This is a genomic window from Nocardiopsis dassonvillei (assembly GCF_964273065.1).
Classification (GTDB): domain Bacteria; phylum Actinomycetota; class Actinomycetes; order Streptosporangiales; family Streptosporangiaceae; genus Nocardiopsis; species Nocardiopsis dassonvillei_B.
Genome location: NZ_OZ186815.1, coordinates 868,445 through 893,396, shown reverse-complemented (window position 1 = coordinate 893,396; position 24,952 = coordinate 868,445). Strand labels below are relative to the sequence as shown.

20 protein-coding genes are annotated in these 24,952 nt (G+C 71.8%); 13 read left to right on the top strand and 7 right to left on the bottom strand.

The genetic code is table 11. From position 1 onward, the window contains the following. Positions 1-87 precede the first annotated feature (87 nt). From ACSUPR_RS04275 to ACSUPR_RS04250, 6 genes are all read left to right on the top strand, one after another. Complete coding sequence (locus ACSUPR_RS04275; RefSeq protein ID WP_436889602.1) at positions 88-1,425, top strand: MFS transporter; 1,338 nt, start codon at positions 88-90, stop codon at positions 1,423-1,425. Positions 1,426-1,466: 41 nt separating this feature from the next. Next, the gene (locus ACSUPR_RS04270) at positions 1,467-2,750 is read left to right on the top strand and encodes an ArgE/DapE family deacylase (protein WP_436889601.1); all 1,284 of its coding nucleotides are present in this window, start codon (positions 1,467-1,469) and stop codon (positions 2,748-2,750) included. 846 nt (positions 2,751-3,596) lie between these two features. Further along, the gene (locus tag ACSUPR_RS04265) at positions 3,597-3,884 is read left to right on the top strand and encodes a hypothetical protein (protein ID WP_436889600.1); all 288 of its coding nucleotides are present in this window, start codon (positions 3,597-3,599) and stop codon (positions 3,882-3,884) included. Positions 3,885-4,009: 125 nt separating this feature from the next. After that, positions 4,010-4,753: a hypothetical protein gene (locus ACSUPR_RS04260; RefSeq protein ID WP_436889599.1), complete on the top strand. Its 744-nt coding sequence runs from the start codon at positions 4,010-4,012 to the stop codon at positions 4,751-4,753. Positions 4,754-4,776: 23 nt separating this feature from the next. After that, a complete protein-coding gene (locus tag ACSUPR_RS04255) occupies positions 4,777-6,141 on the top strand; it encodes an ROK family protein (protein ID WP_436889598.1) in 1,365 nt (454 codons plus the stop codon). A 51-nt stretch (positions 6,142-6,192) separates the two neighbouring features. Next, positions 6,193-7,179 carry an ROK family protein gene (locus ACSUPR_RS04250; protein WP_436889597.1) on the top strand — a complete coding sequence of 329 codons (987 nt, stop codon included), beginning with the start codon at positions 6,193-6,195 and terminating at the stop codon, positions 7,177-7,179. A 54-nt stretch (positions 7,180-7,233) separates the two neighbouring features. Here ACSUPR_RS04250 and ACSUPR_RS04245 read toward each other — a convergent pair whose 3' ends face one another. Both ACSUPR_RS04245 and ACSUPR_RS04240 read right to left on the bottom strand, forming a co-directional pair. Continuing rightward, positions 7,234-7,686 (bottom strand): transposase family protein, encoded by a 453-nt coding sequence (locus tag ACSUPR_RS04245; protein WP_436889596.1) that lies wholly within the window; start codon positions 7,684-7,686, stop codon positions 7,234-7,236. A 433-nt stretch (positions 7,687-8,119) separates the two neighbouring features. Then, positions 8,120-8,536 (bottom strand): carboxymuconolactone decarboxylase family protein, encoded by a 417-nt coding sequence (locus ACSUPR_RS04240; protein WP_436889595.1) that lies wholly within the window; start codon positions 8,534-8,536, stop codon positions 8,120-8,122. Positions 8,537-8,664: 128 nt separating this feature from the next. Between ACSUPR_RS04240 and ACSUPR_RS04235 the strand changes: the two genes are divergently transcribed. After that, the gene (locus tag ACSUPR_RS04235; protein WP_436889594.1) at positions 8,665-9,540 is read left to right on the top strand and encodes a sigma-70 family RNA polymerase sigma factor; all 876 of its coding nucleotides are present in this window, start codon (positions 8,665-8,667) and stop codon (positions 9,538-9,540) included. 88 nt (positions 9,541-9,628) lie between these two features. Here ACSUPR_RS04235 and ACSUPR_RS04230 read toward each other — a convergent pair whose 3' ends face one another. After that, a complete protein-coding gene (locus ACSUPR_RS04230; protein WP_436889593.1) occupies positions 9,629-11,020 on the bottom strand; it encodes a glutamine synthetase family protein in 1,392 nt (463 codons plus the stop codon). Between the two features lie 225 nt (positions 11,021-11,245). Between ACSUPR_RS04230 and ACSUPR_RS04225 the strand changes: the two genes are divergently transcribed. Together ACSUPR_RS04225 and ACSUPR_RS04220 are read left to right on the top strand one after the other, a co-directional pair. Then, positions 11,246-14,701: an aminotransferase class I/II-fold pyridoxal phosphate-dependent enzyme gene (locus ACSUPR_RS04225; protein WP_436889592.1), complete on the top strand. Its 3,456-nt coding sequence runs from the start codon at positions 11,246-11,248 to the stop codon at positions 14,699-14,701. Continuing rightward, positions 14,698-15,459, top strand: coding sequence for an SDR family NAD(P)-dependent oxidoreductase (locus ACSUPR_RS04220; protein WP_436889591.1), 762 nt, complete (start codon positions 14,698-14,700; stop codon positions 15,457-15,459). Before ACSUPR_RS04225 ends, ACSUPR_RS04220 begins: the two co-directional genes overlap by 4 nt. A 34-nt stretch (positions 15,460-15,493) precedes the next feature. On the opposite strand, the gene ACSUPR_RS04215 is transcribed toward ACSUPR_RS04220, so the two are convergent. Then, positions 15,494-16,399: a glycosyltransferase gene (locus ACSUPR_RS04215; RefSeq protein WP_436889590.1), complete on the bottom strand. Its 906-nt coding sequence runs from the start codon at positions 16,397-16,399 to the stop codon at positions 15,494-15,496. A 266-nt stretch (positions 16,400-16,665) separates the two neighbouring features. Further along, the gene (locus tag ACSUPR_RS04210) at positions 16,666-17,346 is read right to left on the bottom strand and encodes an HAD-IA family hydrolase (protein ID WP_436889589.1); all 681 of its coding nucleotides are present in this window, start codon (positions 17,344-17,346) and stop codon (positions 16,666-16,668) included. Between the two features lie 66 nt (positions 17,347-17,412). On the opposite strand from ACSUPR_RS04210, the gene ACSUPR_RS04205 reads away from it, so the two are divergent. Further along, positions 17,413-18,612, top strand: a complete 1,200-nt coding sequence (locus ACSUPR_RS04205) for an ROK family protein (protein ID WP_436889588.1) — start codon at positions 17,413-17,415, stop codon at positions 18,610-18,612. A gap of 442 nt (positions 18,613-19,054) precedes the next feature. On the opposite strand, the gene ACSUPR_RS04200 is transcribed toward ACSUPR_RS04205, so the two are convergent. After that, positions 19,055-20,275 carry a glycosyltransferase gene (locus ACSUPR_RS04200; protein WP_436889587.1) on the bottom strand — a complete coding sequence of 407 codons (1,221 nt, stop codon included), beginning with the start codon at positions 20,273-20,275 and terminating at the stop codon, positions 19,055-19,057. Continuing rightward, positions 20,272-20,733 carry a GbsR/MarR family transcriptional regulator gene (locus ACSUPR_RS04195; RefSeq protein ID WP_436889586.1) on the bottom strand — a complete coding sequence of 154 codons (462 nt, stop codon included), beginning with the start codon at positions 20,731-20,733 and terminating at the stop codon, positions 20,272-20,274. The genes ACSUPR_RS04200 and ACSUPR_RS04195 overlap by 4 nt, the downstream gene beginning before the upstream one ends. A gap of 169 nt (positions 20,734-20,902) precedes the next feature. Between ACSUPR_RS04195 and ACSUPR_RS04190 the strand changes: the two genes are divergently transcribed. The 3 genes from ACSUPR_RS04190 (at position 20,903) to putP (ending at position 24,927) form a co-directional block, all read left to right on the top strand. Further along, the gene (locus tag ACSUPR_RS04190; protein ID WP_436889585.1) at positions 20,903-22,414 is read left to right on the top strand and encodes an FAD-dependent oxidoreductase; all 1,512 of its coding nucleotides are present in this window, start codon (positions 20,903-20,905) and stop codon (positions 22,412-22,414) included. Beyond that, a complete protein-coding gene (locus ACSUPR_RS04185) occupies positions 22,411-23,004 on the top strand; it encodes a TetR/AcrR family transcriptional regulator (RefSeq protein ID WP_436889584.1) in 594 nt (197 codons plus the stop codon). The genes ACSUPR_RS04190 and ACSUPR_RS04185 overlap by 4 nt, the downstream gene beginning before the upstream one ends. A gap of 354 nt (positions 23,005-23,358) precedes the next feature. Then, a complete protein-coding gene (gene putP, locus ACSUPR_RS04180) occupies positions 23,359-24,927 on the top strand; it encodes a sodium/proline symporter PutP (RefSeq protein ID WP_436891866.1) in 1,569 nt (522 codons plus the stop codon). Positions 24,928-24,952 lie beyond the last annotated feature (25 nt).

The window sequence follows — 24,952 nt, the reverse complement described above, 5'->3', positions numbered from 1 at the left end:
GAGGCCTGTTCTTTCCAAGACGATGATCGGTATCACACCTGGTCGTTCACGTTCCGTCCGACCGGTGCACATCTCCCGGAGGATCACATGTCACAACCCGACCCCGCCGCGCCCGGGCGAGGGCCGAAGGTGAACGCGGCCGACGCCAGGCGGATCGCCTTCGCCGCCTTCGTCGGGACCGCCCTGGAGTGGTACGACTACTTCCTGTTCGGCACGGCCGCCGCCCTGGTCTTCAACCGCCTGTTCTTCACCGACATGGACCCGGGCGCGGGCCTCATGGCGTCCCTGGCGACCTTCGGCGTGGGTTTCGCCGCCCGGCCGATCGGGGCGCTGATCTTCGGCTACGTCGGCGACCGCTACGGCCGGCGGCCCGCCCTGCTGACGACCATCGTCATGATCGGCTGCGCCACCGGGCTCATCGGGGTGCTCCCCGACTACCTCGCGATCGGGATCGCCGCGCCGCTGTTGCTCGCGGTCCTGCGGCTCCTCCAGGGGCTGGCCGTGGGCGGCGAATGGGGCGGTGCCATCACCATCGCCATCGAGCACGCCCCCGAGCGCCAGCGTGCCCGGTACGCCGCCCTGGTCCAGGTCGGATCCCCGGTCGGCACGCTCATCTCCTCCGCCGCCTTCGCGGCCGTGCTGATGCTGCCCGCGGCCGAGTTCGACGCCTGGGGCTGGCGCCTGCCGTTCCTCGCGGCCTTCCCGCTGCTCGGCGTCGCCCTCTACATCCGCCTCAAGGTGGAGGAGTCCCCGGTCTTCCAGGAACTCGTGGAGATGGAGGACCGCGCCAAGGTACCCGCCCTGGCCCTGTTCCGCGAGGCCGGGGGCCGCCTGGCCGTGGCGGTCGCCGCCGCCCTGCTGGGAGTCGGCGGGTTCTACATGATGACGACCTTCGTGGTCTCCTACGCCTCCACCGTCCTGGAGGTCGACCGCCAGGTCGTCGTGAATGCGACCCTGGTCGCCGCCGTCCTCCAGATCGCCACGACCCTGGTCGCCGGGCGCGTGGCCGAGCGCTTCGGCCCGGGCCGGATGACGGTGATCGGCGCCGTGGCCACGGGTGCGGCGGCCTTCCCCCTCTTCCGGCTCATCGACACGGGCGCCCCCTGGGCGATCACCGTCGCGGTGACCACCGGCATCTGCCTCATCACCCTGGCCTACGCCGTCACCGGCACCCTGCTGGCCGACCTCTTCCCGCCCCGGCTCCGCTACAGCGGCGTCTCCCTGGGATACAACCTCGCCGGAACCCTCAGCGGGTTCCTCCCGCTCATCGCCACCGCGCTCCTGGTCGTGGACGACGGCGCGTCCTGGCCCGCGGTACTGGTCCTGATCGGCATCTGCGCCGTCACCGCGCTCGGCGGCGCGGCCGGTGAGCGCATCCGGGTCAAGGACACCCGCGCCGCGGCGGACACGCGCACCGCGGTGTGAAGCGCCCGCACCGACGACAGACCCGACGACAGGAGAACTCCGTGAACCTCGCACCCGACGTCATCGCGCGTATCGAAGCGGCGGTCGACGACGCCTTCGAAGCCCAGCTGGCCTTCACACAGGAACTCGTGCGCCACCCCTCCCTGCGCACCCGGGAGGCCTCCGCGCAGGACCTGATGTACGAGGCCATGGTGAGCAGGGGGCTGGCCATGGACCGCTGGGAACTCGACCCCGAGGAGATCGCCGCCCACCCCGGCGCCGGAAAGATCAAGGTCTCCTACGAGGGCGTCGAGAACGTCGTGGGCACCTACACCCCGGCCGCGGGCGGCGGACGCTCGCTCATCCTCAACGGCCACATCGACGTCGTCCCCGAAGGCCCCCCGGAGGAGTGGTCCCGGTCGCCCTGGGACGCCCCGATCATCGACGGCTGGCTCCACGGCCGGGGCAGCGGCGACATGAAGGCGGGGCTGGCGGCCAACCTCTTCGCCTACGACGCCCTGCTCGCCGCCGGGTTCGCCCCCGCCGGGCGCATCCACTTCCAGTCCGTGGCCGAGGAGGAGTGCACCGGCAACGGCGCGCTCGCGACGATCCAGCGCGGGTACACCGCCGACGCCGTACTGATCCCCGAACCCGAGGAGGACATGCTCGTCCGCGCCAACGTCGGCGTCATCTGGTTCACCGTCCGCGTGGCGGGCCACCCGACACACCCCAGGGAGATGTCGGCGGGGTTCAACGCGATCGACGCGGCGCACCACGTGATGGGCAGGCTGCGCGAGCTCGAACAGCGCTGGAACGACGAGAAGGAGGAGCACCCCTACTTCGAGGACCTGGACCACCCCATCAACTTCAACCTCGGCGGTATCACCGGCGGCGACTGGCCGTCCAGCGTCCCCGCCTGGTGCGAGCTCCAGGTCCGGGCCGCCATCTACCCCGGGGTGAGCGCCGACGACGCCTGGGAGCAGATCCAGGCGGTGCTGCGCGACACCACCACCGACGACGCGGGCCACCCCATCGAGGCCGTGGGCGAGCGGACCGGCTTCTACGCCCAGGGTTACGTCCTGCCCGAGGGCACGGACGCCGAGAACGTGCTGCGGAGCGCCCACGAGACCGTCTTCAAGGACGAGCTGCGCACCTTCACCACCCCCGGCTACCTCGACGGCCGTGTCTACGCCCTGTACCAGGGGGTCCCGGCGCTGGTCTACGGCCCGGTCTCCGAGGCCATCCACGGGTACGACGAGCGCGTCGACGTGGAGTCCGTGCGGCGGATCACCAAGTCCATCGCCCTGTTCATCGCCCAGTGGTGCGGGCTCGCCGAGGCCCCCTGACCGCGCCCGGCCAGGGGGCGGGCCGGCCCGCCCCCTGGGTTCGCCGCGTCCCGGGCACTGTTCTTCGGAGCGGAGCGGGGCGGGGCGGGGGGTCTGCTCGGGCAGGTTCGGTGGACGTGACCGGACACGGACAGGACCGGGTTCCTGGAAGCCGGTGCTGACAGGAAGTGATCCACGCTTGGCGGGAGTTCTTCTACTCACCAGAGGTGAGGGTGCCTGCCGGGTCTTCTTCGGGGGGTCTGGCCTCCAGGCGGGACCACGGCCTGGCCATGACGGACCCGAGCCGGTGCAGGAGAAGTCGAGCGCCAACCGCAGGTCCGGCTAAGGTCACGCTGATATCACGACGGTCCCCGTGCAACCGAGCGTTGCGCGGGGGCTTTTTGCGTGTCCGGACCGCCTTGGTGCAACGTCTGACGCATGATAGGGCCCGCAGTGACACGCCGGGCGGTATCGACCGCCCGAGTAGTCGAAGGGTCTGACCGCTTCTCTGCTTCTTCAGTCCCGTCGGATGCGGCGGGGGGTTCTGCCCATGCAGCGGATCTCGACTGCGGAGTTCGACTCGCGGTGCCTCTGAACTGCGGAAAAGCAATTTCTGGGCGGTTGGCTTCCCCGGCTTGGAGAAAGCCTCCGAGTGAGCAACCCCCTCCGAAGGTAACTTAATGTTCGTTAACCGAACGATCTTCCTTTGGCAATGGCTTGCCTTACTGGCCAGTTCTCCTTACCTTGGTGGTCAAGTGAGAGGCAAGCGAGCGTCAAGAGCTCTCACCCAAGGCACGTCTGGGTCATCTCCGGTTTTCGGTGGACACGTATTCATCCACGTCTGCGTCCATCGAAGGAGTTTTTCTCATGACGTTGGGACCCGTCGACAACAACCGCCTGGTCATGGCGGTCACCTACCTGGCACACGGTTTCACTCTGCTGTGGCGTGCGCCCGCTATGGTCCGGACCCGCGCCTACCTGATCGCGCTGCACATCGCTCCCCTGGGGTTCGTCTGCCAGCTCTTCCCCAGCGCATACGACGTCGGCGCCCTCACTACCTACACCACCGTGTTCTTGCTGTTCAAGACGGCACGTTCCACTTCGCTGCCCCAGCAGGACCCCGCCGAAGGCGCCCCTGACCCCACTCCCACCTGAGCGGTGGGGGTCCCGACCGAAGCACTGGTGGCCGGGACCCGCGAATCAAGCGGGTCCCGGCCACTGTCCGTTGCACCACAACCCCTCCTAACCATGGCTTGTTCAACGGGGAGTGAGCTCCGATCATGTGCACTGGCAACCACGACATCGCGAAGATCGCAGTCATCGGCTTCCATGAACTCAACAAGATCGTTCAGGAATTCGACGGACACCTTCCCATCGACCTCGACGCTGTGAGCCAGGACCTGTACGCGATGGTTTTGGCCAATGAGCTGCGCTTTTTCGTCGTCCAGGCGCACACTTCGGTGATCGAGGCGATGTGGGCGCTCGGGATCATGAAGAGCAGGTACGTACTCCTGGCGCCGGAGACTGTGCCCTCACCGTCTGTTCTGCGCGCAGCCCAATGGCGTGCGGTGATGCTGCGACGCCACCTGGCACCGGCCCTGGGCGAAGAGGTTCTGGCCTGCGCCGGCCTTGCGTCTCGTGAGGACATCGCGTCGCGTTGGAAGGTCGCCGTTCCTCTGACCATCTCTGACCGCAGGCCCGGTGTGGTGGTGCACATGCCCTACAAGGAGACGCCGGGGGTTGTCCGCACCCCGGCTTCGGAGAGCGTCAGACAGGTGGAGCTGGACTTGCTGTTGCGTGATGCCAAGAGCTACGCCCACTGCCGGTCGGACCACGCCCACCCCACTGTCGGCAGGGCCGGAGCCGAGTCCGGATGTGGGCACCTGCGCCGCGGTGATCAGATCACCTACACCCCTATGCGTCGGCCCTCCGGAAAGCGGGTGGCGTTCCTGGTTCGCCGCCTCATGGCCTCGGACGATCCCCGCCCTCACCCCTCGGGTATCGGCTTCACCCCGCTTCAGTGACCCCCGTATGGAAGGAAACTTGCATGTCATCGGACCAGTACGGCTCTCGCCTGACCGTGCAGCAGGCCCAAGACCAGATCGATAGAAGCCAGCATCTGAGCTACCGGTCGCACGCCAAGAAGAAGGGGGTGACGACCCGCAACCTGGAGCGGGTCTTCTCCACCATCGTCACGGTGCAGAGGCCCTCCACTCGAGACATCGCCAAGCTCTTGGGGTTGTCCCCCAGCACGGTCAGCGGCCTGGTGAAGCATCTGGAGGACCGTCAGATGGTGCGCACCGCCCCCGGACGCGGTGCGTCCCAGGGCAGAAGGCCCAAACCCGTCCTGGTCGATGACCGCACTCGCCACACCATCGGGTTCGAGGTCACCGCCGAAAAAGTGGTCGGGGTGGCCATGAACCTGGCTGGCCGAGTCGTTCTGCTCCAGGTCGCCGACTTGGGGCCCGAAGCTTGGACGAAGGACGGCTGGGTCAACGCCGACCGGGTCGTGGACACCATTCGGGACCTGTTCATCTCACTCAAGCGGCAGCTCCTCGAACGCATCCGCGACCACCACCCCGATGCTCTGGAACAGAGCATCGACCCCGTCGTCGGTATCGGGGTGTCTCTGGGAGGCCACATCAACCGCCACACCGGTGAGGTGCTGTTCTCTCCCGACCTGCGGTGGGGTACTCCCAGGCGCAGACGAGACAAGCGGGGCCCCACCGTCCCTCTCAGTCAGCGGGTCAGGGACGTGACCGGTGTCGACAACATCGTGGTGGACAACGACGCCCATGGACGGGCGGCGGCCTACCAGCTCTACGGTGGCGGCGCGTGTTTCAACAACGCACCGTTCACCGTCGTCCTGGTGACCGAAGTGGGTATCGGTGCCGCACAGTTCATTGACCACGAGCTCTACCGGGGCGCCAGCGGTAAGAGTCTGGAACTGGGCAACACCCTGGCCAAGCCCGACGGCCGCCCATGCCGGTGCGGTGACAAAGGCTGCTTGGAGGCCATGGCGACCCGCGACGCCGTTCTGGAGAATTCCAAGGCCCACAGCCTGGGCGAGGCCCGCAAGCTCGCCGACGAAGGCGACGAACGCGCCATTCGCGCATGGACCCAGGCCGGCTCTTACCTGGGCACTGGGCTATCTGTCCTGGTCGACTTGCTCGACACCTCCCGCATCGTCCTGACCGGCCCTGCCATCGCCCGAATCGGTGAGTCAGCCCCGGTGGTCTTCGACCCACGCTACGACCGGGCCATGCGTGAGGCCCTTCAAGAACACGTCTACGGCAGCGGCATCGATCCCGGCCATGTCGAGGTGGTCGAGGAGACCGGTGAATGGAACGGTGCCCGAGGGGCTGCGGCCTTGGTCGTGCACGACATGATCACCGGCCACTTGGATCTTTGACCCCTGTATCCGTCGACCGGCACGGCCGACACAGAGAAAGGACGACCGACCATGACCGCGACCGCACCGCCTGAGACCACCTACGCCATCGGCTTGGACGTGGGAGGAACCAAGATCGCCGGAGGTGTCATCGACTCGACCGGCCGGATCCTGCATCGCCTCCAAGTCCCCAGTCCCTCAGACGAAGGCGCTGATACCACCCTGGCTGCGCTCACTGACCTCGTCGCCCGCCTGCGGGCCCTGCATCCCGAGGTCACAGCCCTGGGGGTGGGAGCGGCCGGGATGATCTCCTGGCCCACAGGCCACATCCTCACCGCACCCAACAATGCCTACCGGGACCTGCCCCTGCAAGAATTGCTCAGTCGGCGTACCGGCCTGCCCACCGTGGTGGAGAACGACGCCAACGCTGCTGCCTGGGCCGAGGCCCGTCTGGGGGGTGGCGTCGGATACCGCAACGTCGTAGCGGTGACCGTGGGCACGGGACTGGGCGGGGGCCTGATCCTGGACGGTGCTCTCTTCCGCGGACAGAGCGGCATCGGAGCCGAGGTTGGCCACCTGGCCATCAACCCTGCCGGAGGGGTCACCTGCGGATGCGGATCCGTGGGCTGCCTGGAAGCCCACGCTTCAGGAACAGCCCTGGGGCGCCGGGGACGTGAAGCCGCCTCCAACAACCCTGACGGGCTGCTCGCCACACTCGCAGGCGGAGCCGACAACGTCACCGGAGAGACGGTGTTCGCCGCAGCCCGGCGAGGAGACCGCATCTCCCGCGACCTGTTCGACGAACTCGGCTACTGGCTTGGTGCCGGGCTGGCCTGTCTGGTCAACGTCTTCGACCCGCAGACCATCATCATCGGTGGCGGTCTGGTCACCACCAGCGACTACCTCTACCCTCCCACCCAGGACAGCTTCCGCAAACACGTCTTCGCCGGAACACAGCGCACCCTACCCCCGATCGTCTTCGCAGAGCTGGGCGCCCAGGCCGGATTGGTCGGAGCCGCACTGTTGGCTATGGAACGCCAACTCGCCCCCGCCGCCTAGCGGCCAGGCAATCACCGACCTGGACCGTCAGCCAGCGGGTTGACCGACCGGTGTTCACCCCAGCGACGTGGCAACGACTTTTGTCCTATCACCCGGGATGCTGCCGGGGGCCGGGGGCCCTGGGAAGGAGGTCTGTATGGCCCAGGGAGACATCCGCACCAGCCGGTATGGTCGGCCGGTGGGTGAACGAGATCGAAGGCAATGAGAGGGCTTCCGACTCCGCTTCCACCAAGGCCGAGGCTCAGTGGAGCCCTTGTCGGCGAGCTTGGGAAGCCCGTCGGCGGCGGCCTTGTACAGCGCGGGCAGCACGTGGATACGGGCTGCGGTGATGTCTGGAGTGGAGCCCGACTCGACACCGGAGACCCACAGCGGGGTGCCGTCCGGTACGGCCAGGAACTGAATGTTGCCGCCGAAGCTCTTGTGCTTCTGGGAGAACCACAGGTCGTTGCCGTTATCACGGACCCTGGCCAGCCGGTCGCAGGCGATCGGCGTGCCGTCCAGCACCACGTGTGTCATCCCCTCGGTGAGGCAGAGGTCCAACACCTCGTGCAGATCAGGAGCTTGGGCGGCCGGCACGCCGATGCCCTCATGGAGGTAGCGGTAGCCGGTGGCCTACGAGATCCCGGCATCCCGGACCGGGCAGTGCACGCGGCCGTGTTCTCGGAACCAGCGCAGCACCGGTACCGCCCGGCGGAACGGGCCCAGGGCGCGAGAGCGCTTCGGCGTGCCGATCCTGCGCCGGCGGGCGGCCGGCGGCCGGGCGAGGAACCCGACGACGTGGCGTGGTACGTCGAGCGCGGCAGCACAAGTGACCAAGGTGAAGCCCCTGGTTCGAGCGGACATGATCTTGGCAGAGCGGTCCTACCAGGGCTTCACGCCTGCCCGACCCCGTGGCTCCCACCCACTGGCGAAGCCTCGGCGGGTGAGAGCCACGCTGGGCTCAGCCCCAGCTCTTGCCGGCCGGTTCCTTGATGGTGCGGTTGATCCGGTTGAAGAAGTTGGTCAGCGCGATCTCCAGGTTGATCGCGCCGATCTGCTCCTCGGTGAAGTGGGCGTTGACCTCTTCCCAGATCTCGTCGGTGACACCCGGCGCACCATCCTGCAACCGGGTGGCGGCCTCGGCCAGCGCCAGTGCCGAGCGTTCCGCGTCGGTGTAGAACGGCGCCTCGCGCCACGCTGCGACATTGTGCAGCCTCTCCTCGGTGTCACCGGCCCTCTTCCCTCCGGAGACACCGGCGTGGACACATGCCGAGCAGCCGTTGATCTGGCTGGCGCGCAGGTGGACCAGCGAGAGCAGCTTCGGGTCGACACCCCCGGCGGCGATCGCCTTCTGGAGGTGCTGGACCGCGGTCCACATATCGGGATTGTTCGTGTTCTTGTCCTTGAGCCGGTTTTCCATGTGGGAGTGCTCTCCTTCATCGGGTTACGTTGCGGCGCCTGTGCGCGTCATCCCTATGACGGAGCAGCTTCCAGGGAGGTAACACCATGGCCGACACCCACCCCGCGGACTCGATCGTCGATGCCTTCGAGTCCCACCGTGACCGGCTGCGCGCCGTCGCCCACCGCGTGCTCGGATCACATGCCGATGCGGAGGACGTGGTCCAAGAGGCGTGGCTGCGGCTCTCCCGCCAGGACACCGACACCATCGACAACCTCGGCGGCTGGCTGACCACCGTGGTCGGCCGCATCAGCCTCGACGTCCTGCGGTCGGGCCGGACGCGCCCAGAGGTCTCCTTCGACGACCGGCTGTCCGAATTCACCGTGACACTCGACGACGCTCCCGCTCCGGAAGACCTCGTGGCACTCGGGGACTCCGTCGGCCTAGCGCTTCTCACAGTCCTCGACTCGCTGCGCCCCGACGAACGACTGGCGTTCGTGCTGCACGACGTGTTCGCCGTGCCCTTCGGCGAGATCAGCACCATCCTCGGCAAATCCGCCGACGCGACCAAAATGCTCGCCAGCCGCGCCCGCAGGAAGGTACAGGCCGCCCAGCAGCCGGCAAGCGCCGGACGACGACAACGCGAGGTGGTCCAGGCCTTCCTGGCCGCAGCCCGCGATGGCCGGTTCGAGCAGCTGCTGCAGGTTCTCCACCCCGAAGTGAAGTTCACCGTCCACACCCCGAACGGCACGTTCGTCACGCTCGGCGCCACCGAAGTCGCCACACGCGCGCGAGTGGCCGGCAGCGCGGCACGAGGACACGCGGCAAGCATCAACGGCCGCCCCGGCGTCATCTCCTGGAGCGAGGACGGCACTCCGCTCTCCCTCCTCGTCTTCACCGTCGCCGACGGCCGCATCACGGAGATGACCGCTGTGGTCGACCCGGCCGAACTCGCGCTCATGGACCTGCCGGACCCGGCGTGACCCCCTACCGGCGGAGTCCGCGCGTACCCGGAGCGGTCCACTCCACGCCTGGTCCGCAGAGACGTTGAACTCGGCCTCCGAGAAAACCTCAGCAGCCCGCGTCGACGTATTCGGCTGTCTCCCAGTCGGTGACGGAGGCGCGGAATCTCCGCCATTCTTCGGATTTCACTTCAAGGAAGAGACCGGACAACTCCGGGCCGAATGCTCCGGTGATCACGGGATTTTTTGAGAAAAGTTCCAGTGACCGTCCGAGGTCCTCTGGAAGGGGAGTGAAAGACTTCGTTCCCTTTCCTTCCCCCTTGGCGGGGCCGGGGTCGATCCCCGTGCTGATCCCGTCCTCCATCGCGGCGAGCAGTACGGCATGGGAGAGGTAAGGGTTGGCCAGCGCGTCCGGGAGCCGGAACTCGAGTCGGCCGTTCGCGGGGAGCCGGACGGCGCAGGTCTTCGTCTCCCGGCCCCAGTCGACCCGGGAAGGCGTGAAATCGCTTCCCTGGAGGAGGCGCTTGTAGGAATTCACGGTGGGACACAGGACCGCCGTCATCGCGGCGGAATGGTGGAGGACCCCACCGAGTGCGCGGCGTGCCGTCTCGGTCAGGTGGAGACGCGTCGTCCCGCGGTGGGAGAAAACGTTCTCCTCCCCCCGCCACAGGCTGACGTTGTGGTGGCAGCCGTTCCCCAGGCCCTTTCCCGGCGGCTTGGGCATGAAAGTGACGGCCGTCCCGAGTTCCCGGGCGACCTGTCGGCAGATCTGGCGGTAGGAGACCATCCGGTCGGCGGTGCGCTCGGCCCGGTCGTAGGCCCAGTTCATCTCCAGCTGGCCGGTGTCCCCCTCGTGGCCGCCCTCGACCATGTCCAGCCCCATCGCCTGGCCGTAGGCGACGATCCGCCGGTACACCGGCCGCAGCCGCTCCAGGGAGTCGGCGTGGAAGGCCGGGGACACCCGGGACTCCGCCTCCTCGCCGGCTCCGCCCCAGGTGGACTCCAGTTCGCAGCCACTGCGCATCTCCAGGCCCGTGCGCGCCGTGAAGCCGGCGTGCAGGCGCAGCAGGTTGCCGCGCGCGTCGGTGGGCAGCGGCCGTCCGGCGGTCTCCTCCGGCCCGTGCTCCGGCTCGTACAGGCGGCACAGGAAGCGGGCCGAGGCGGTGTCCCACGGCAGTACCGCGAAGGTGTCCAGGTCGGGTACGGCGACGAACTCCCGGGCGTTCTCCCCGCCGCCGAGGGGAATACCCGCGCCGTCGGTGCGCAGGTCGGCGAGAACGGTCCTGATCAGCTGAACTCCCGTTTCCAGGCTGCGTTTCAGGTGGCGGACGGGAACGGTTTTTCCCACCACCCTTCCGCTGACCGTTGCGGTCTGGTAGTGGATGTGCTCGACACCCGATTCACCTATGCGCTTCTCGAGCTCCTCCACGGCTGTGAACTCCGTGTTCAGCTTGCGGTGTTCGTCCAGCGACCTCGGCTCCTCGGGCACCTGTTCCGTCACCTCGCAGACAAAATGCCGGGCGTGGCAGTGAGAATCATCTTCCCTTTTCGGAGGGTTACAAACAGATCGGGAAGAGGATATTTTTCGGGGTGGACACAGGGGAGAAGTGTGTTGAATCTGGTCAGGGAGTGATGGGTGCAGCACGACGGTACGTTTCTTGAAGAGGAAATCCGGGGGGGCTCCGAAACCCCGTCATCCGAACCGGCGCAGAGTCCCGGATTTCGGGTGTCAGGAGGCGGCCGTTCCGAGGAGGGCGTCGACTCATACCATTTCTCCGTCGACCTGGGCAAGAGCGATGTGCTGCGGGCCATCAGCGAACTCCACGAACTCCTCGACGGTGCTTTTCCCGGGAGAACGGCCGTCCTGGGGGAGAACGGAGGCGGCTCTGCGGTCGATTCCGGTGCGGCGCACCTGATCATCGACGCCGACCGTTATCCCGCGATGCCGTCGGGCGGAGCGGCGCCGCGCACCGCTTTCGTTCTCTCCTCCGGGGCCGCGGGCACGGGTGTGGAGGTGTGCGTTCCCTCGTCGGAGCGGGTCCTGGGAGGACTCGGCGGCGTCGTGGAGAGGGCCGTGCGCGCACTCGCCGGGCTGCCCCGGCACGAACTGGACGACCGGGGGAGGCGCGAGGCCGCGATGCGGAGGGCCTTCGCGGCGCCCTCCTCCGCTGCGGTCCCGCCGGACGGGGACGGTCCCGCGGAGGGCTTCGTCGGACGCTTCGGGACGTTGGCGCGCCGCCATCCCGACCGGCTCGCGGTGTCCACCCCCGGTACCGACCTCACCTACGCAGAGCTCGCAGGGCGGGCCGCGGCGCTCTCCGCCGCGCTGCGCGACCGGGGCCTCGGGAGAGGATCCCGGGTCCTGGTCCTTCCCCGGCGCGACGAACACCTGGTGGCGGTCCTCCTCGCCGCCTTCAGGGCCGGGGCGGCGGTCTCACTGGTCGATCCCCGCCACCCCGACCCCTACCTCGGAGCCTGCGCGAAGGCCCTCTCCCCGGACCTGGTCATCGACCTCGCCGGACGCGGAGCGGCGCTGAACGCCGTCCCGGTCATGGACTCCGCACAGGTGGGGGCCGCGGAATCGGCCCCGGCGCCCCCGTTCGGTGAGGTCGCGGACGAGTTCTCCCCCGACGACTGCGCCGTCGTCACCTTCACCTCCGGGACCACCGGCGAGCCCAAGGCCGTGGCGGGCCGGTACGGCTCCCTCACCCGTTTCTACGACTGGATGGACCGCCGCTTCGGGCCGCTGGCCGGCGTCCGGTTCGGCATGTGCTCCGCTCTGGGCCACGACCCCCTGCAACGGGACGTGATGACACCGCTGTTCCTGGGCGGTACCGTCGTCGTGCCGGAGGAGGACCTGCCGGGCCGCCCGGCCGGGCTCGCCGAGTGGCTGCGCCGCGAGCGCATCGGGGCCGTCTGCCTCAACCCGGTCCTCCTCGCGGCGATGGACCTCGGCGACGGGGGCCTGCCCGACCTGCGGCTGCACCTGTCCGTCGGCTCCCCCCTCACCCGGGACCAGGCCCTGCGCCTGCGGCGCGCGGCACCGCGCGCCCGGATCCTCAACCTCTACGGCTCCACCGAGACCCAGCGGGCCGTCGCCTACTTCGAGGTCCCCCGCTCACCGGAGGAGATCTCCGGGCTTCCCGCCGTCATCCCGCTCGGACACGGGATGAAGGACGTCGAGGCCCTCGTGGTCGAACACGGCGGAGGCGCTCCCCGCCTCCCCTTCGAGACCGGCGAGATCGCCCTGGTCAGCGACCAGCTCGCACTGGGCTACCTCAACGCCTCGGAAACGGACCGCGAGCGCTTCCGCGACTCCCTGCCCGGGGCCTTTCGGGCCCGCCGCGCCTACCTGACCGGGGACACGGGCCACAGCACGCCCGACCTGGGGTTGATCGGCCTCGGCCGGGCCGACGGCCAGGTCAAGATCTCCGGTCACCGGGTGGAGACGGCGGAGGTGAGCGCCGCGTGCAGGACGCACCCGCTGGTGGTCGACGCCGCGACCGTCGCCCTCGACATCGACGGCCTCGCCACGCTCGTGTCGTACGTCGTCCCCGGGGACGAGACCGTGGAGTTCTCCCCGGAGAGGTTCCGCTCCTTCCTCGCGGAGCTGCTCCCCGGCCACGCGGTGCCCCACCACATCGTCACGCACCGCGCCCTGCCGCTGACCGCGAACCACAAGATCGACCTGGAGGCCCTGCGCAGGCGGGCCCGGGAGCGGCTCCGCGCAGACGGCCCGGGAGCCACCGCGTCCGGCACGGACACGGCCGTCGAGTTCGTCCGCCGCCACACCGGCCTCGCCGATCCCCCCGAGGACGTCCCCCTCGACCGCCTGGGGATCGGGTCGCTGCGGTTCGTCGCCCTCACCAGCAGACTCGCGGGCGGGCGCCTCGGGTGGAGCACCCCCGGACCGCACCCGGGGATGACCCTGCGCGAGCTCCGCGCCGCGCTCTCCGCGCCCGCCGCCCGTCCGGAGGCCGCAACGCCCGCCGTCCGCCCGAGCGCCGCGGCACTCGCCGGGCTGGGCCCGGTCACGCGGGTCACCGGTACCGAGATCTCCTTCGGTGAACGCACCCTCGCCCACTGCTGCTCCAACGACTACCTCGGCCTGGGCGCGCGCAACGCCGATCCCGCGGTGCCGGAGGAGTTCCTGGCCTCCGGGCTGCCGTTCCACTCCCACGGGTCCTCCGAGGTGAACGCGCACACCGTCTGGCACCAGAGGCTGGCCGACACCCTGTGCGAACTGCACGGGACCGAGGCCGCGCTGCTCTTCAGCTCGGCCTACCTCGCCAACACCACCGCCCTGCCCGCCCTGGCCGGCCCCGGAGACCACCTGCTCGTGGACGAGAGCGTGCACCGGTCGCTCCTGGACGGGTGCGTCCTCAGCGGGGCGGGCATCGACTTCTTCCGCCACAACGACGTCGGCGACCTCGAAGGACTGCTCCGGGCCCGTACCCCGGCCCGGCGCAGGATCATCGTCACCGAGGGGCTGTTCGGCATCGAGGGCGACATCCCCGACCTGCCCTCCCTGCATGAGACGGCCGAGCGGCACGGGTGCCTCATGCTGCTCGACGAGGCCAACTCCCTGGGGCAGCTCGGTCCGACCGGCCGCGGCGCGTCCGAGCACTTCGGCGGTCCGGTGTCCGCTCACACCCTGCACACCGGAACGCTGTCCAAGGCGCTCGGTTCCGGCGGCGGCTACATCACCGGCCCCAGGGAGCTCCTCGACCGCATGCCGATCAAGCGCGGGGCCGCCTATTCGACCGGGCTCACCCCCTTCCACGCCTTCACGGCGTACCGCTCCGCCCGGGTCCTGACCGACGACGGCGGCAGGCTGGTCGGGCGGCTCCGGACCAACTCCCGGGTCTGGCGGGAGTCGCTGCGCGGGCTCGGGCTGGACACCGGGAGTGCGCGGTCGGCGATCGTACCCCTCCTGTTCGCGGACCCCGCCGAGGTCGAACGACACCACGGCGCGCTGCTGTCCGCCGGGATCTTCGGCCTTCCCATCACCCCCGCGCTGTCCGGCACCGTCAGCGCCGTGCGCACCACCGTGACCGCCGCCCACGACCCCGAAGCGCTGCCGCACCTGGCCGAGCGGATCGCCCTGGCCGTCGGGACCCCCGAGGGGCGCTCCCGGGCGACCGTGTCCACCGACCCGCGGACAGGAGCCGACCGGCGATGAAATACCTGGTCGTCGGAGGAACCTCCGGCATCGGAGCGGAAACGGTCCGCCTGCTGGCCGGACTGGACGGCGCCACGGTCGTCTTCAGCGGCCGCAGCGAGGAGTCCGCCAGGGAGCTCGTCGCCTCCCTGGGGCCGGACCGGCGCGACCGCGCCGTGTTCGTCCGCGCCGACGTCACCCGCCGGCGCGACATGGACGCCCTGTTCGACCGCGTACGCGCACTGCCCGGCGAGCTGCACGGCGCGTTCAACTCCGCGGGGATCGCGGGAGGCGACGGCCCGCTGCGCGGCGTCCCCTTCCACGAGGCCGACGAGCACGGCTTCGACCGGGTGGTGGAGACGAACCTCAAGGGCACCTGGCACAGCCTGCGCGGCGAACTGGCCATCATGTCCGCGCAGGGGTCCGGATCGATCGTCAACTGCTCCTCGGTCGCGGGCCTGAGGTCGGCCGACAGCATGTCCGCGTCCTACACCATGAGCAAGCACGCGGTCGTCGGCCTCTCCCGCGCCCTGGCCGTGGAGTACGCCGCGTACGGCGTCCGGGTGAACGCCGTGTGCCCCGGGGTCATCGACACCCCCATGCTCGGCGGCATGCGCGAAGAGCTCCTGGCCGACCTGCGCAGGAAGAACCCGGCCGCCCGCATCGGCACGCCGCGGGAGGTCGCCGAGGCCGTCGTCTTCCTCCTGTCGGACAGGTCCGGCTACATCAGCGGAACGACACTGACCGTGGACGCGGGCGGCCTCACCGGCGCGCTGTGAACGCCCGCCCGGCGGCCCCGGCCCGGCGCCCCGGTCAGCCGTGTCCGTGCCCGGCGGCGCCGGTGCGCTCCGCGGTACGGGCGGCCCGGCGGGAGGGGGTGAGGGAGGACATCGAGTACAGCCCCCAGAACAGCCCCTGGAGGAGGTGGCGCGGCGCCCGGAGGGTCCAGTGGTCGAGGCCGTGGCTCGTGTACGTGGCGTCGAATCGGTGGGTGTAGGCGCGGAACGACGACGGGGAGGAGTCCAGGCGGCGGGCGGAGACCCCCGCCCGCATCCGCCGGGAGTAGGCGACGCGGATGCCGGCCTGGTTGAGGTGCACGGCCAGGTCGATGTCCTCGTGCAGCACGTCGTCGTGGTCCCGGCAGGCGGTGTGCTCGATGGCCTTCCACGCCGCGGCCCGGATCGCCATGTTGCTGCCGTACAGGAACGGGCAGCGCCGCCCCAGGTGCCAGAGGGTGCGCCGCACGAGGTCGTCGGACAGGGGGGAGGACCCGAACAGGGGGACGTCGTAGTAGGTGACCGGGCCGGTGAGGCCGCCCACGGTCGGGTCGCTCATGACCCGGGAGACGTTCTCCACCCAGTCCGGGGCGATGACGGAGTCCGCGTCGATGCGCCCGAGGACCTCGCCCCGGGCCGCGGCGAACCCCGCGTTCCTGGTGGGGACCAGCCCCTGGGCGTCGAACTGGCGCAGGAGCCGGATCCCCGAGTTGGGGTGCTCCGCAGCCAGGCGCTCGACGATCGCCGCCGTGCCGTCGGTCGAGCGGTTGTCGACCACGATGATCTCCCGGGGCGCGCGCGTCTGCCGCACCGCGGCGAGCACGCACCGCTCGATGGTGGCCTCCTCGTTGTAAGCGGGGATGACCAGCGACACCGTCGGTGCGGGCACCAGTGCCTTGACCGACCTTCCGCGCAGCCCTCGCGGGGTCCCGATATCCGTCACGGCCGTTCCTTCCTCCTGTCCGCCGACGCGGGGTGCTGCGGGGGCCTCGCCCCGCGGGGCCGACACCCCCGCTCCGGCAGGGGGCGGAGTCCGCCCGCGCGGTGCGGGCGGGCGGTGGCGCTGCTCCGGGTGGGGGACCCGGCGCGCTCAGCCCCCGGAGCCGGTGCACCGGCTCCGGGACAATGCGACCCCAAGGAGGGCAACGCCGGGCGCGGTTCCCGTGACCACCAGGGGAACGTCCGGTGACCGGGTGTGCCGAACGCGGTCTACCGGAGGGCGCGGGGCCAGTCGAGGCCCGCGCCGCCGTGGGGGAGGGCGGTGGCGTCGAGGGACCGCAGGTCCGGGACGCGGTCGAGGCCCCGCGTGCTCGGTGAGCTGTGTGCGCCGACGACGAGGGTACGCGCGCCCGAGGCGACGCCCGCCCGGATGCCCGCCTCGGCGTCCTCCAGGACGAGGCAGCGCTCGGGGGCGACGCCGAGGCGGTGCGCCGCCTCGCGGTAGCCGGCCGGGTCGGGTTTCCCGGCGGCCACGTCCTCGGCGGTGACGAGGACGTCGGGCACCGGCAGCCCCGCGGCGGCCAGGCGGGCCGCGGCCAGCGGGCGCGAGGCGGAGGTCACCACGGCGGTGCGGGCGCCGCGCAGCCGCTCCATCAGGCGGCGCGCCCCGGGGATCTCGGTGATGCCGTCGGTGCGGGTGGTCTCCTCGTCCTCCAGTGCCTCGGCCACCGCGTCCGGGTCGTGCCCCGGCGGCAGGAAGCGGGCGAGCGTGTCCCGGGTGCGCCTGCCGTGCGAGTACGCGAGCAGGTCGGCGAGTACGACGCCGTGGCGCTCGGCGAACCGTGCCCAGACGTCCTCGACCACCCGGGTCGAGTCCACCAGGGTGCCGTCCATGTCGAACAGCACGGCGTCGACCTCGACCGTGGTGCGGGTGGACGGGTCCGTGTTCATCGGGCCTCCCTGCGGTATTTTTACTCGGAGCACGAGTATATTTCCCCGACGGAAGGACCACCAGACGTGACCGGAGACCGGATGTCCCGTGCGGCGCGCCTGCGCTGGTCCACCGCCTCGGAGCTGCTGCGCCTGGTGCACACCGAACCCGGGATCACCCGGACCGAGGCCTGCGGGCGCCTGGCCCTGGCCAGCGGTGCGGCCGCCGAGCTGGTCGAGCGCCTGCGCGGCGCCCGGCTGCTGGCCGAGCACAGGGCAGGCCGCGGCGGCCGCGGCCGCCCGACCACCGTGCTGGGTGCGCACCCGCGGGGCCCGCTCGCCGCCGTGGTGGACCTGCGGGCCGCGGGGTGGCGCGTGCTGCTGGGCGACCTGGGCGGTGCCGTCACCGAGGTCGCCGCGGGCTCCTACGGCGACAGGGACCCGTCGGGCTTCCTGCCCGAGGTGGCCGGGGCCGTCGCCTCCGCCGTGCGCGGCGAGCCCGGCCGGGTCCGGGCGGTGGTCGCCGCGGTGGCGGGCGCGGTCAGCGGGACCCGGCTGCTGCAGTTCTCCACCCGCGGCTGGCACGGGGCCGGCCTGGGCGTCCTGGCGGACGGCTCCGGTGCCCCCCTGCTGGTCGGCAACGACGCGACGCTGGGCGGGATCGCCGAGGCGCGGGGCGGTGCGGCCCGCGGTGCGCGCGTCGCCCTGCACCTCCTGGTCGCGGTGGGCGTCGGAGGCGCGCTGCTGGTCGACGGCCGACCCGTGACCGGGGCCCGCGGCGCCGGGGGAGAGTACGGGCACCTGCCGTTCGGCGACCCGGAGCTGGCCTGCCCGTGCGGGGCCGGGGGCTGCTGGGACCTCATGGTCGACGGCCGCGCGCTGGCCCGCCACCGGGGCGACCCCGCGCCCGAGGACCCGTTCGCCCACGGCCGCGAGGTCGTCGGACGGGTCCTCGCCGGAACGGCGACGGACACGGACCGGCGGGCGGTCGAGCGCACCGCGCGGGCGCTCGGGGCGGGGCTGGCCGGGCTCGTCAACCTCCACGACCCCGAGGTGGTCACCGTCGCGGGGCTGGCGCCCGAGCTGCGGGCCGCCGCCCCGGACGTGTTCGCCGACGCGTACCGGAGCGGCCTCATGGCGCTCCACCGCGCCGATCCGCCGCCGGTGGCCGACGCGGTCCACGGCACCGGCGGTCCGGTCCGCGGGGCGCTCGCCCTGGGCTTCGACGAGATCACCGGCCCCGCCGCCCTCGCCCGGTGGGAGGCGGAGGCGGCCGCGACCACCTGAGCCGGGGGCGGGACCCGGGGCGGTCGGGCCGTCGCTCCCGGCGGTGCTCATGCCGCGGGGAGACGGAGGCGGTCGTGGGCGCCCGGCCTGGGGCGAGCCCGGGGGCGGACCGTCGCTCCCGGCGGTGCCCATGGCACACCTTCCCGGCGGACCGCTCACCGGGCGGCCGGGGAGAAGAGCCGGTCGCCCGCCCGGCAGACGGGCCGGCGGGCGCCGGCCGGGTGCCGGTGGTCGCGGCCCCGTGCGGTCCCGCCGGGAGGACCGACGGCTGACCGGCGGGTCCGCCGGTGGGCGCCGACCTACCCAGGGGGTCGGTCCGCCGCCGTGGGTACGCGCGGTGTGATGCTCCTTCCACGTGCCGCCGCCCGGGCGGCGGTCTCCGTGTGTCCGGCCGCCGCCGTGGGTGCGGGTCGGGCGGTCAGGGGCGGTGCGCCCCCCGCGGTCAGCGCACCGCCGTGAGTACGCGTTCGACGGCGCGGTCGGCCGCCGTGCGCTCCTCCTCGCGGACGGCTTCGGCCAGTGCCCGGGCGCGCCCGGTGCGTTCCGCGGCCCGGGTGATCGCGTCGGACAGGCGCTCGGCGGTCAGCGCGCCGCGCAGCGGGGCCGGTCCCGCACCCGCCCGGTGGACCCGGTCGCCCCAGAACCACTGGTCTCCGAGGAAGGGCCGAACGACCTGGGGGACGCCGGCGCGCATCGCGGCCGCGGCGGTCCCCGCGCCGCCGTGGTGCACCGCGACCGCCACGTGCGGCAGCAGCAGGTCGTGCGGGACCTCGTCCACCACCAGGACGTCGTCCGAGGCGTCCGCCCGGCGGGCGAGGGCGCCCCAGCCGGTGGCCAGCACCGCGCGGTGCCCGCTGCGCCGCACCCCCTCGACGACGGTCCGGGTGAGCTCGTCCGGGTCCCGGGACACCATGCTGCCGAACCCCGCGTAGACCGGCGGCTCCCCCTCCGCGAGGAAGCGGGCCAGGTCCTCCGGCAGGGTGCGGCCGTCCTCCGGCGGCAGGTGCAGCGATCCCACGGGAGCGGCCCAGGCCGGCCAGTCCGCGGGGGCGGGCAGCAGGTGGCGGCTCCAGGCGTGCACCGCGCCGCCGGAGGCGATGCGCTCCGCCAGGGTCGGGACCGGGCCGCCCAGGGCGAGCTTCTCCGCACGCCAGCGGCGCAGCATCCCCCGGTAGGGCGCCTCCACCGCCGAGGCCAGCCGCCAGCTCGCCCGGTTCAGGGCGCCCGGCGGCCGGAAGGGCAGCAGCGGGGAGGCGAAGGCGGAGGTCGGCGTGTACAGCGGGATCGCCATCACCGGCACCGCGGGCACCCCCAGCCGGTCCGCCAGGTCGGCCGCCCCCAGCGCCTTGGGCGCGTGGACGACGGCGTCGCCGCCGGCCTGCGCCAGTGCGGCCACGTCGTCCAGCCAGGCGCGCATGGCCGGGCCGACCCGGCGCGCCGAGGTGAGGGCGGCCAGCGTTCCGCGGTGGGCGAGTTCGTCCTGGAGGTCGAACAGGCCGTCGTCCATCGGCACGAAGTCCACCCCGTACCGCCCGGCGAGCGCCGAGAAGCGGCCGGGGGCGGCGACCACCGCGCCGTGGCCCGCGCGGGCGAGCGCCAGGGCCAGGGCCACGAAGGGCTGGACGTCGCCCCTGCTCCCGGTGGTGACGATCAGCGCCCTCATCGCCGCCCCTCCTCCTGGAGCCGGTCCCACTCGTCCAGCAGGCCGGGGAAGCGGTCGGCCATGAACCCGTACATGTCCCGCATCAGCTCCAGCCGCTCGCGCCGGGCCGGGTCGTCGCCCACCGCCGCCAGCCCGCGTTCGGCCAGGGCCCGGAAGCGGTCGAACTCGGCCATCTTCGCGCGGAAGGCGCGCTGGAAGACGTCCCGGGTGAGCCGGTACCGGTCCCGGCGCTCGCCGGTGCGCCGGAACCGCTCCACCAGCCCGGCCTGCTCCAGCCTGCGCAGGGACACGCTCATGCTGCTCTTGGCCACGCCCAGGGCCTCGCAGAGCCGCGGGGCGTCGGCGTCCTCCTCGGGGGCGCTCAGCAGCCACCCCATGACGCGGCCCTCGGTCCGGCTGAGCCCCAGCCGCTCGTAGAACATCCCGGCCTCCTCGACGAAGGCCTCCGTGTCGTCCATCGCCACCCATTTCTTCGCTTTGTTCGGATCATTTCGAACAAAGCGAAGGGAGTCAAGGGGTCTCGGCCGCGCCGACCGCGCGCCCCGTCGGCCCCTGCCGGGGGCTGGCCTGCGCCCCGGTTCCGGGCTATTTTATTAACGGTACGGTACCGTTAATAAAAGGAGCGCCATGGACACCACGGACGTCCTCGTCGTCGGAGCGGGGCCCACCGGCCTCGCCACCGCCTGTTCCCTCCTCCTGCAGGGGGTGCGCGTGCGCGTCGTCGACCGGGCCGGGGGTCCCGCGACGACCTCGCGGGCCAACTTCCTGCACGCCCGGGGCTCGGAGGTGCTCGACCGGATCGGGGCCCTGGGCGACCTCCCGGAGAACTCCCTCCGGGCCCTGACCCTGACGGTCCACACCGGCGGAGTCCCGATGGCGACGGTGAGGTTCGGCGACCCGGGCCTGCGCACCAGTGCTCCGCCGATGATGCTCCCCCAGTCGCGGATCGAGTCGGCCCTGCGGGACCGGTTCGCCTCGCTCGGCGGCCGGATCCACTGGTCGCGCGGGCTCCGGGAGATGCGGCAGGACGGAACAGGGGTGACGGCGCACTTCGACGACGGGACCGAGGCCCGGGCCGCCTGGCTGGTCGGCTGCGACGGCGCGCACTCCACCACCCGCCGCCTGCTCGGCGTCCCCTTCCCCGGGGCCCCGGTCGAGGACACCTGGCTCCTCGTGGACGCCCACGTGGACTGGGACCTGGCGCCCACGGGCTCCTACGGGTGGCTGCACCGGGACGGCCTCTCCGGCGCCCTGCCGATGCGCGAGGAGGGGGGAGGCCTCGTGTGGCGGCTGATGCTCTACATGCCCGGCCTGGACCGCGAGCGCATCGACGGAGAGGAGGCGCTCGCCCTGCTGCGGAAGGAACTGCCCGAGCGGACGGGGATCTCCGGCGTCCGGGTCCTCGACACCGTCTGGACGTCGGTGTTCCGGATCCAGCGCCGCCTGGTGGACGACTACCGGCACGGCAGGGTGCTGCTGGCCGGGGACTCCGCCCACATCCATTCCCCCATGGGCGGACAGGGCATGCTGACCGGGCTGGGCGACGCGGAGAACCTCGCCTGGAAGCTGGCCCTGGCCGTGCGGGGCAGGGCCGGGACCGGGCTCCTGGACACCTACCGCGCCGAACGCCGCCCCCTGGCGGCGGAGGTCCTGCGCACGACCACGGCGAACACCCGGTTCCAGGTCGGCGGGGGACCGGTGGTCCGCATGCTCCGGGAACGGGTGATGCCGGGGATCATCGCGCTGCCCTCCGTGCAGCGGCGGGCCACCCTGCTGGCCTCGCAGCTGGGGGTGGGCTACCGCCGGGGGCCGCTGGGGGGCGGCGGCCCCCTCGCCCGTCGGCCGCGCCTCGGCGACCGGGTCCCCGACCTCCCCTGCGTGCGTGAAGATGGAACGCGCACGCGGCTGCACGCGGAACTGGGCGGGAGCTGGGTCCTGCTCTCGCCCGGGGCCGACGCCGACGCGAGAGCCGCGGCCGACGACCTGCTGGGCGCACGCACGACCCTGCTCGCCCCCGAGGGAAAGGGAACACGGGAGATGTCGCTGGTCCGACCGGACGGACACCTGGCCTGGAGGGGAACGGATGCGCGGCACCTGCGCATCCGGCTCGCCGCTCTGCTGCGGGGAGGGGCCGGGTGAGCACCCCCGCCCGCGGCCGCGGCCGCCCCCGTTCCCCCGAGGCCGACCGCGCCATCCTGGAGGCGGCCCTGGAGCTGTTCACCGAGGGCGGCGCGGAGGCGGCCAGCATGCAGGCCATCGCCGACCGGGCGGGGGTGGGCAAGCTGACCGTGTACCGGCGCTGGTCCGGCAAGGAGGAGCTGATCGCCCAGGCGATCGAGTCCGCCCGTGTCGACACCGCCGCCGCCGGGGACGGTCCTCTGCACGAGGTGGTCGAGCGCGCGCTGCCGGGGGCCGCGGCGACCCTGGCGGCCCCGGGCTTCCGGGCGCTGCTGGCCCAGACCCTGGGCACCGCGCAGACCCACCCCCTGATCATGCGCGCCTACTGGGAGAACCACGTCATGCCCCGCAGGCGGGCCACCCTGGCCCTCCTCGAGCGGGCCCGGGAGGCCGGCGAGCTGCCGCCGCACACCGACCTGGAGGTCGTGGTGGACATGGTGGTCGGCGCGGTGATCTACCGGGTGCTCCGCCCCGAACCCCTGGACGAGGCGGAGGCCGGGCGCTTCCTGCGGTCGCTGTACGTCCAGGCCGGCCTGCTGCCGCGGGAGTAGGCCGCGCCGGGTTCCGGACCGGCCCGCCGGACGGGTGCGCCGGCCGGCGCGGGGGCGGACGGCCGGACTCCGGTCCGCGGGGCGCGCTCCGCGGGGTGCCGGGCCGGTGCGGACCGGGGGCGGAATCGTGTTCGGTCGGTTTGTCCCAGGGGACGAACCCGGGGGCCCGGACATGGCCCAGGGGACAATCGTTGCTGGTCAAAGACTCAACGAGGTCTCAAAGTGGTGTTTTTCCGAGCGTGGGTGTTGTGACCTGGTGAACAAGGGGTGATGATCCCGGACTAGTGCACGTAAGAAGCGCGTAAGAGTCCTGTTGCGCGCCGTCAAGGAAGGAGGGTGGACTTGACACAGTCCATGCTCTGGTCGATCGGCACCTTCGTCGTCTACCTCATCGTCATGGTCGCCGTCGGCCTGTGGGCCTACCGGCGCACCGTCTCCCAGTCCGACTTCGTCCTGGGCGGCCGCCAGCTCAACAGCTGGGTCGCGGGCCTCAGCGCCAACGCCAGCGACTTCAGCGGCTGGCTGCTGCTGGGCCTGCCCGGCGCCATCTACGTCTCCGGCCTGGGCGAGGCCTGGATCGCCGTCGGCCTGGCGGCCGGCTTCGCCGGGAGCTGGATCGTCCTGGCCCCGCGCCTGCGCGTCTACACCCAGCGGGTGACCGACGCCCGGGTGGGCGGCGACTCCGACTCGCTGACCCTGTCCTCCTTCCTGGAGAACCGGTTCAACGACCCCACCCGCCTGCTGCGCGGTGTATCGGCCCTGCTGATCATCGTCTTCTACTTCTTCTACGTCGCCTCCGGCCTGGTGGCCATGTCGGCGCTGTTCGACCAGGTCTTCGGCCTGGACCCGGCCCCGGCGATCGCCATCGGCGTGGGCATCGTGGTGCTCTACACCGTCCTGGGCGGATTCCTGGCCGTCTCCTACACCGACGTCATCCAGGCCGCCATGATGTGGCTGGCCCTCATCGCGGTCCCGGTCCTGGCCATCACCGCCCTGGGCGGCTTCTCCGGCCTGGCCGAGGGGGTCGCCGCCAAGAGCGACGGCCTGCTCTCCGCCGTGGGCGGCACCTCCCTGGACGGCGAGATCGGGGCGTGGGTGCCCACCGAGGCCCTGGGCTGGGTCGTCATCGTCTCCGGTCTGGCCTGGGGTCTGGGCTACTTCGGCCAGCCCCACATCCTGGCCCGCTACATGGGCATCCGCTCGGTGAAGGACATCCCGGCCGCCGCCACCATCAGCGTCACCTGGGCGGTCACCGCGATGGCCCTGGCCGTCCTGGTCGGCTTCATCGGCATCGCCTACTTCGACACCCCGCTGGACACCCCCGAGCAGGTGTTCCCGCGCCTGATCGAGGCCCTGGCCCACCCGCTGGTCGCCGGGCTGCTGCTGGCCGCCATCCTGGCCGCGGTCATGAGCACCGCCGACTCCCAGCTGCTGGTGGCGTCCTCGGCCCTGACCGAGGACGGCTACCGGGCGTTCGTGAACCGCGACGCCGACCCCAGGACCCTGATGTGGATCAGCCGCGGCGCCGTCATCGCGGTGGCCCTGGCCGCCGCGGGCATCGCCCTGTGGGGGAACCAGTCGGTCATGGGCCTGGTCGGCTACGCCTGGGCCGGGTTCGGCGCCGGGTTCGGCCCGGTGCTGCTGCTCGCGGTGTTCTGGAAGCGGATGACCTGGGCGGGTGCGCTGGCGGGCATGGTCGCCGGCGCCGGCACCGCCATCCTGTGGGACATCCTGGACAAGGCCGTGTTCGGTACCGGCCTGTACGCGATGGTCCCGGCGGCGGTCCTGAGCTTCGCCGCGATCTTCGTGTTCAACGGCCTGGGCCGGGTCAGCGACCAGATGACCGCCGACTTCGACCGGGTCGACGCCGAGGTCCGCTCCGGTGAGGCCGGCGGCGCGACCGCGGCGGGCGCCAGGGCCTGAGACGGTCCGCTCCCGCGACGCGGGA

Coding starts and splice junctions, on each gene's coding strand:
- ACSUPR_RS04275 (WP_436889602.1), top strand. CDS start 88: ATGTCACAACCCGACCCCGCCGCGCCCGGGCGAGGGCCGAAGGTGAAC.
- ACSUPR_RS04210 (WP_436889589.1), bottom strand. CDS start 17,346: ATGAACACGGACCCGTCCACCCGCACCACGGTCGAGGTCGACGCCGTG.
- ACSUPR_RS04235 (WP_436889594.1), top strand. CDS start 8,665: ATGGCCGACACCCACCCCGCGGACTCGATCGTCGATGCCTTCGAGTCC.
- putP (WP_436891866.1), top strand. CDS start 23,359: ATGCTCTGGTCGATCGGCACCTTCGTCGTCTACCTCATCGTCATGGTC.
- ACSUPR_RS04190 (WP_436889585.1), top strand. CDS start 20,903: ATGGACACCACGGACGTCCTCGTCGTCGGAGCGGGGCCCACCGGCCTC.
- ACSUPR_RS04195 (WP_436889586.1), bottom strand. CDS start 20,733: ATGGACGACACGGAGGCCTTCGTCGAGGAGGCCGGGATGTTCTACGAG.
- ACSUPR_RS04265 (WP_436889600.1), top strand. CDS start 3,597: ATGACGTTGGGACCCGTCGACAACAACCGCCTGGTCATGGCGGTCACC.
- ACSUPR_RS04260 (WP_436889599.1), top strand. CDS start 4,010: ATGTGCACTGGCAACCACGACATCGCGAAGATCGCAGTCATCGGCTTC.
- ACSUPR_RS04220 (WP_436889591.1), top strand. CDS start 14,698: ATGAAATACCTGGTCGTCGGAGGAACCTCCGGCATCGGAGCGGAAACG.
- ACSUPR_RS04200 (WP_436889587.1), bottom strand. CDS start 20,275: ATGAGGGCGCTGATCGTCACCACCGGGAGCAGGGGCGACGTCCAGCCC.
- ACSUPR_RS04250 (WP_436889597.1), top strand. CDS start 6,193: ATGACCGCGACCGCACCGCCTGAGACCACCTACGCCATCGGCTTGGAC.
- ACSUPR_RS04255 (WP_436889598.1), top strand. CDS start 4,777: ATGTCATCGGACCAGTACGGCTCTCGCCTGACCGTGCAGCAGGCCCAA.
- ACSUPR_RS04240 (WP_436889595.1), bottom strand. CDS start 8,536: ATGTGGACCGCGGTCCAGCACCTCCAGAAGGCGATCGCCGCCGGGGGT.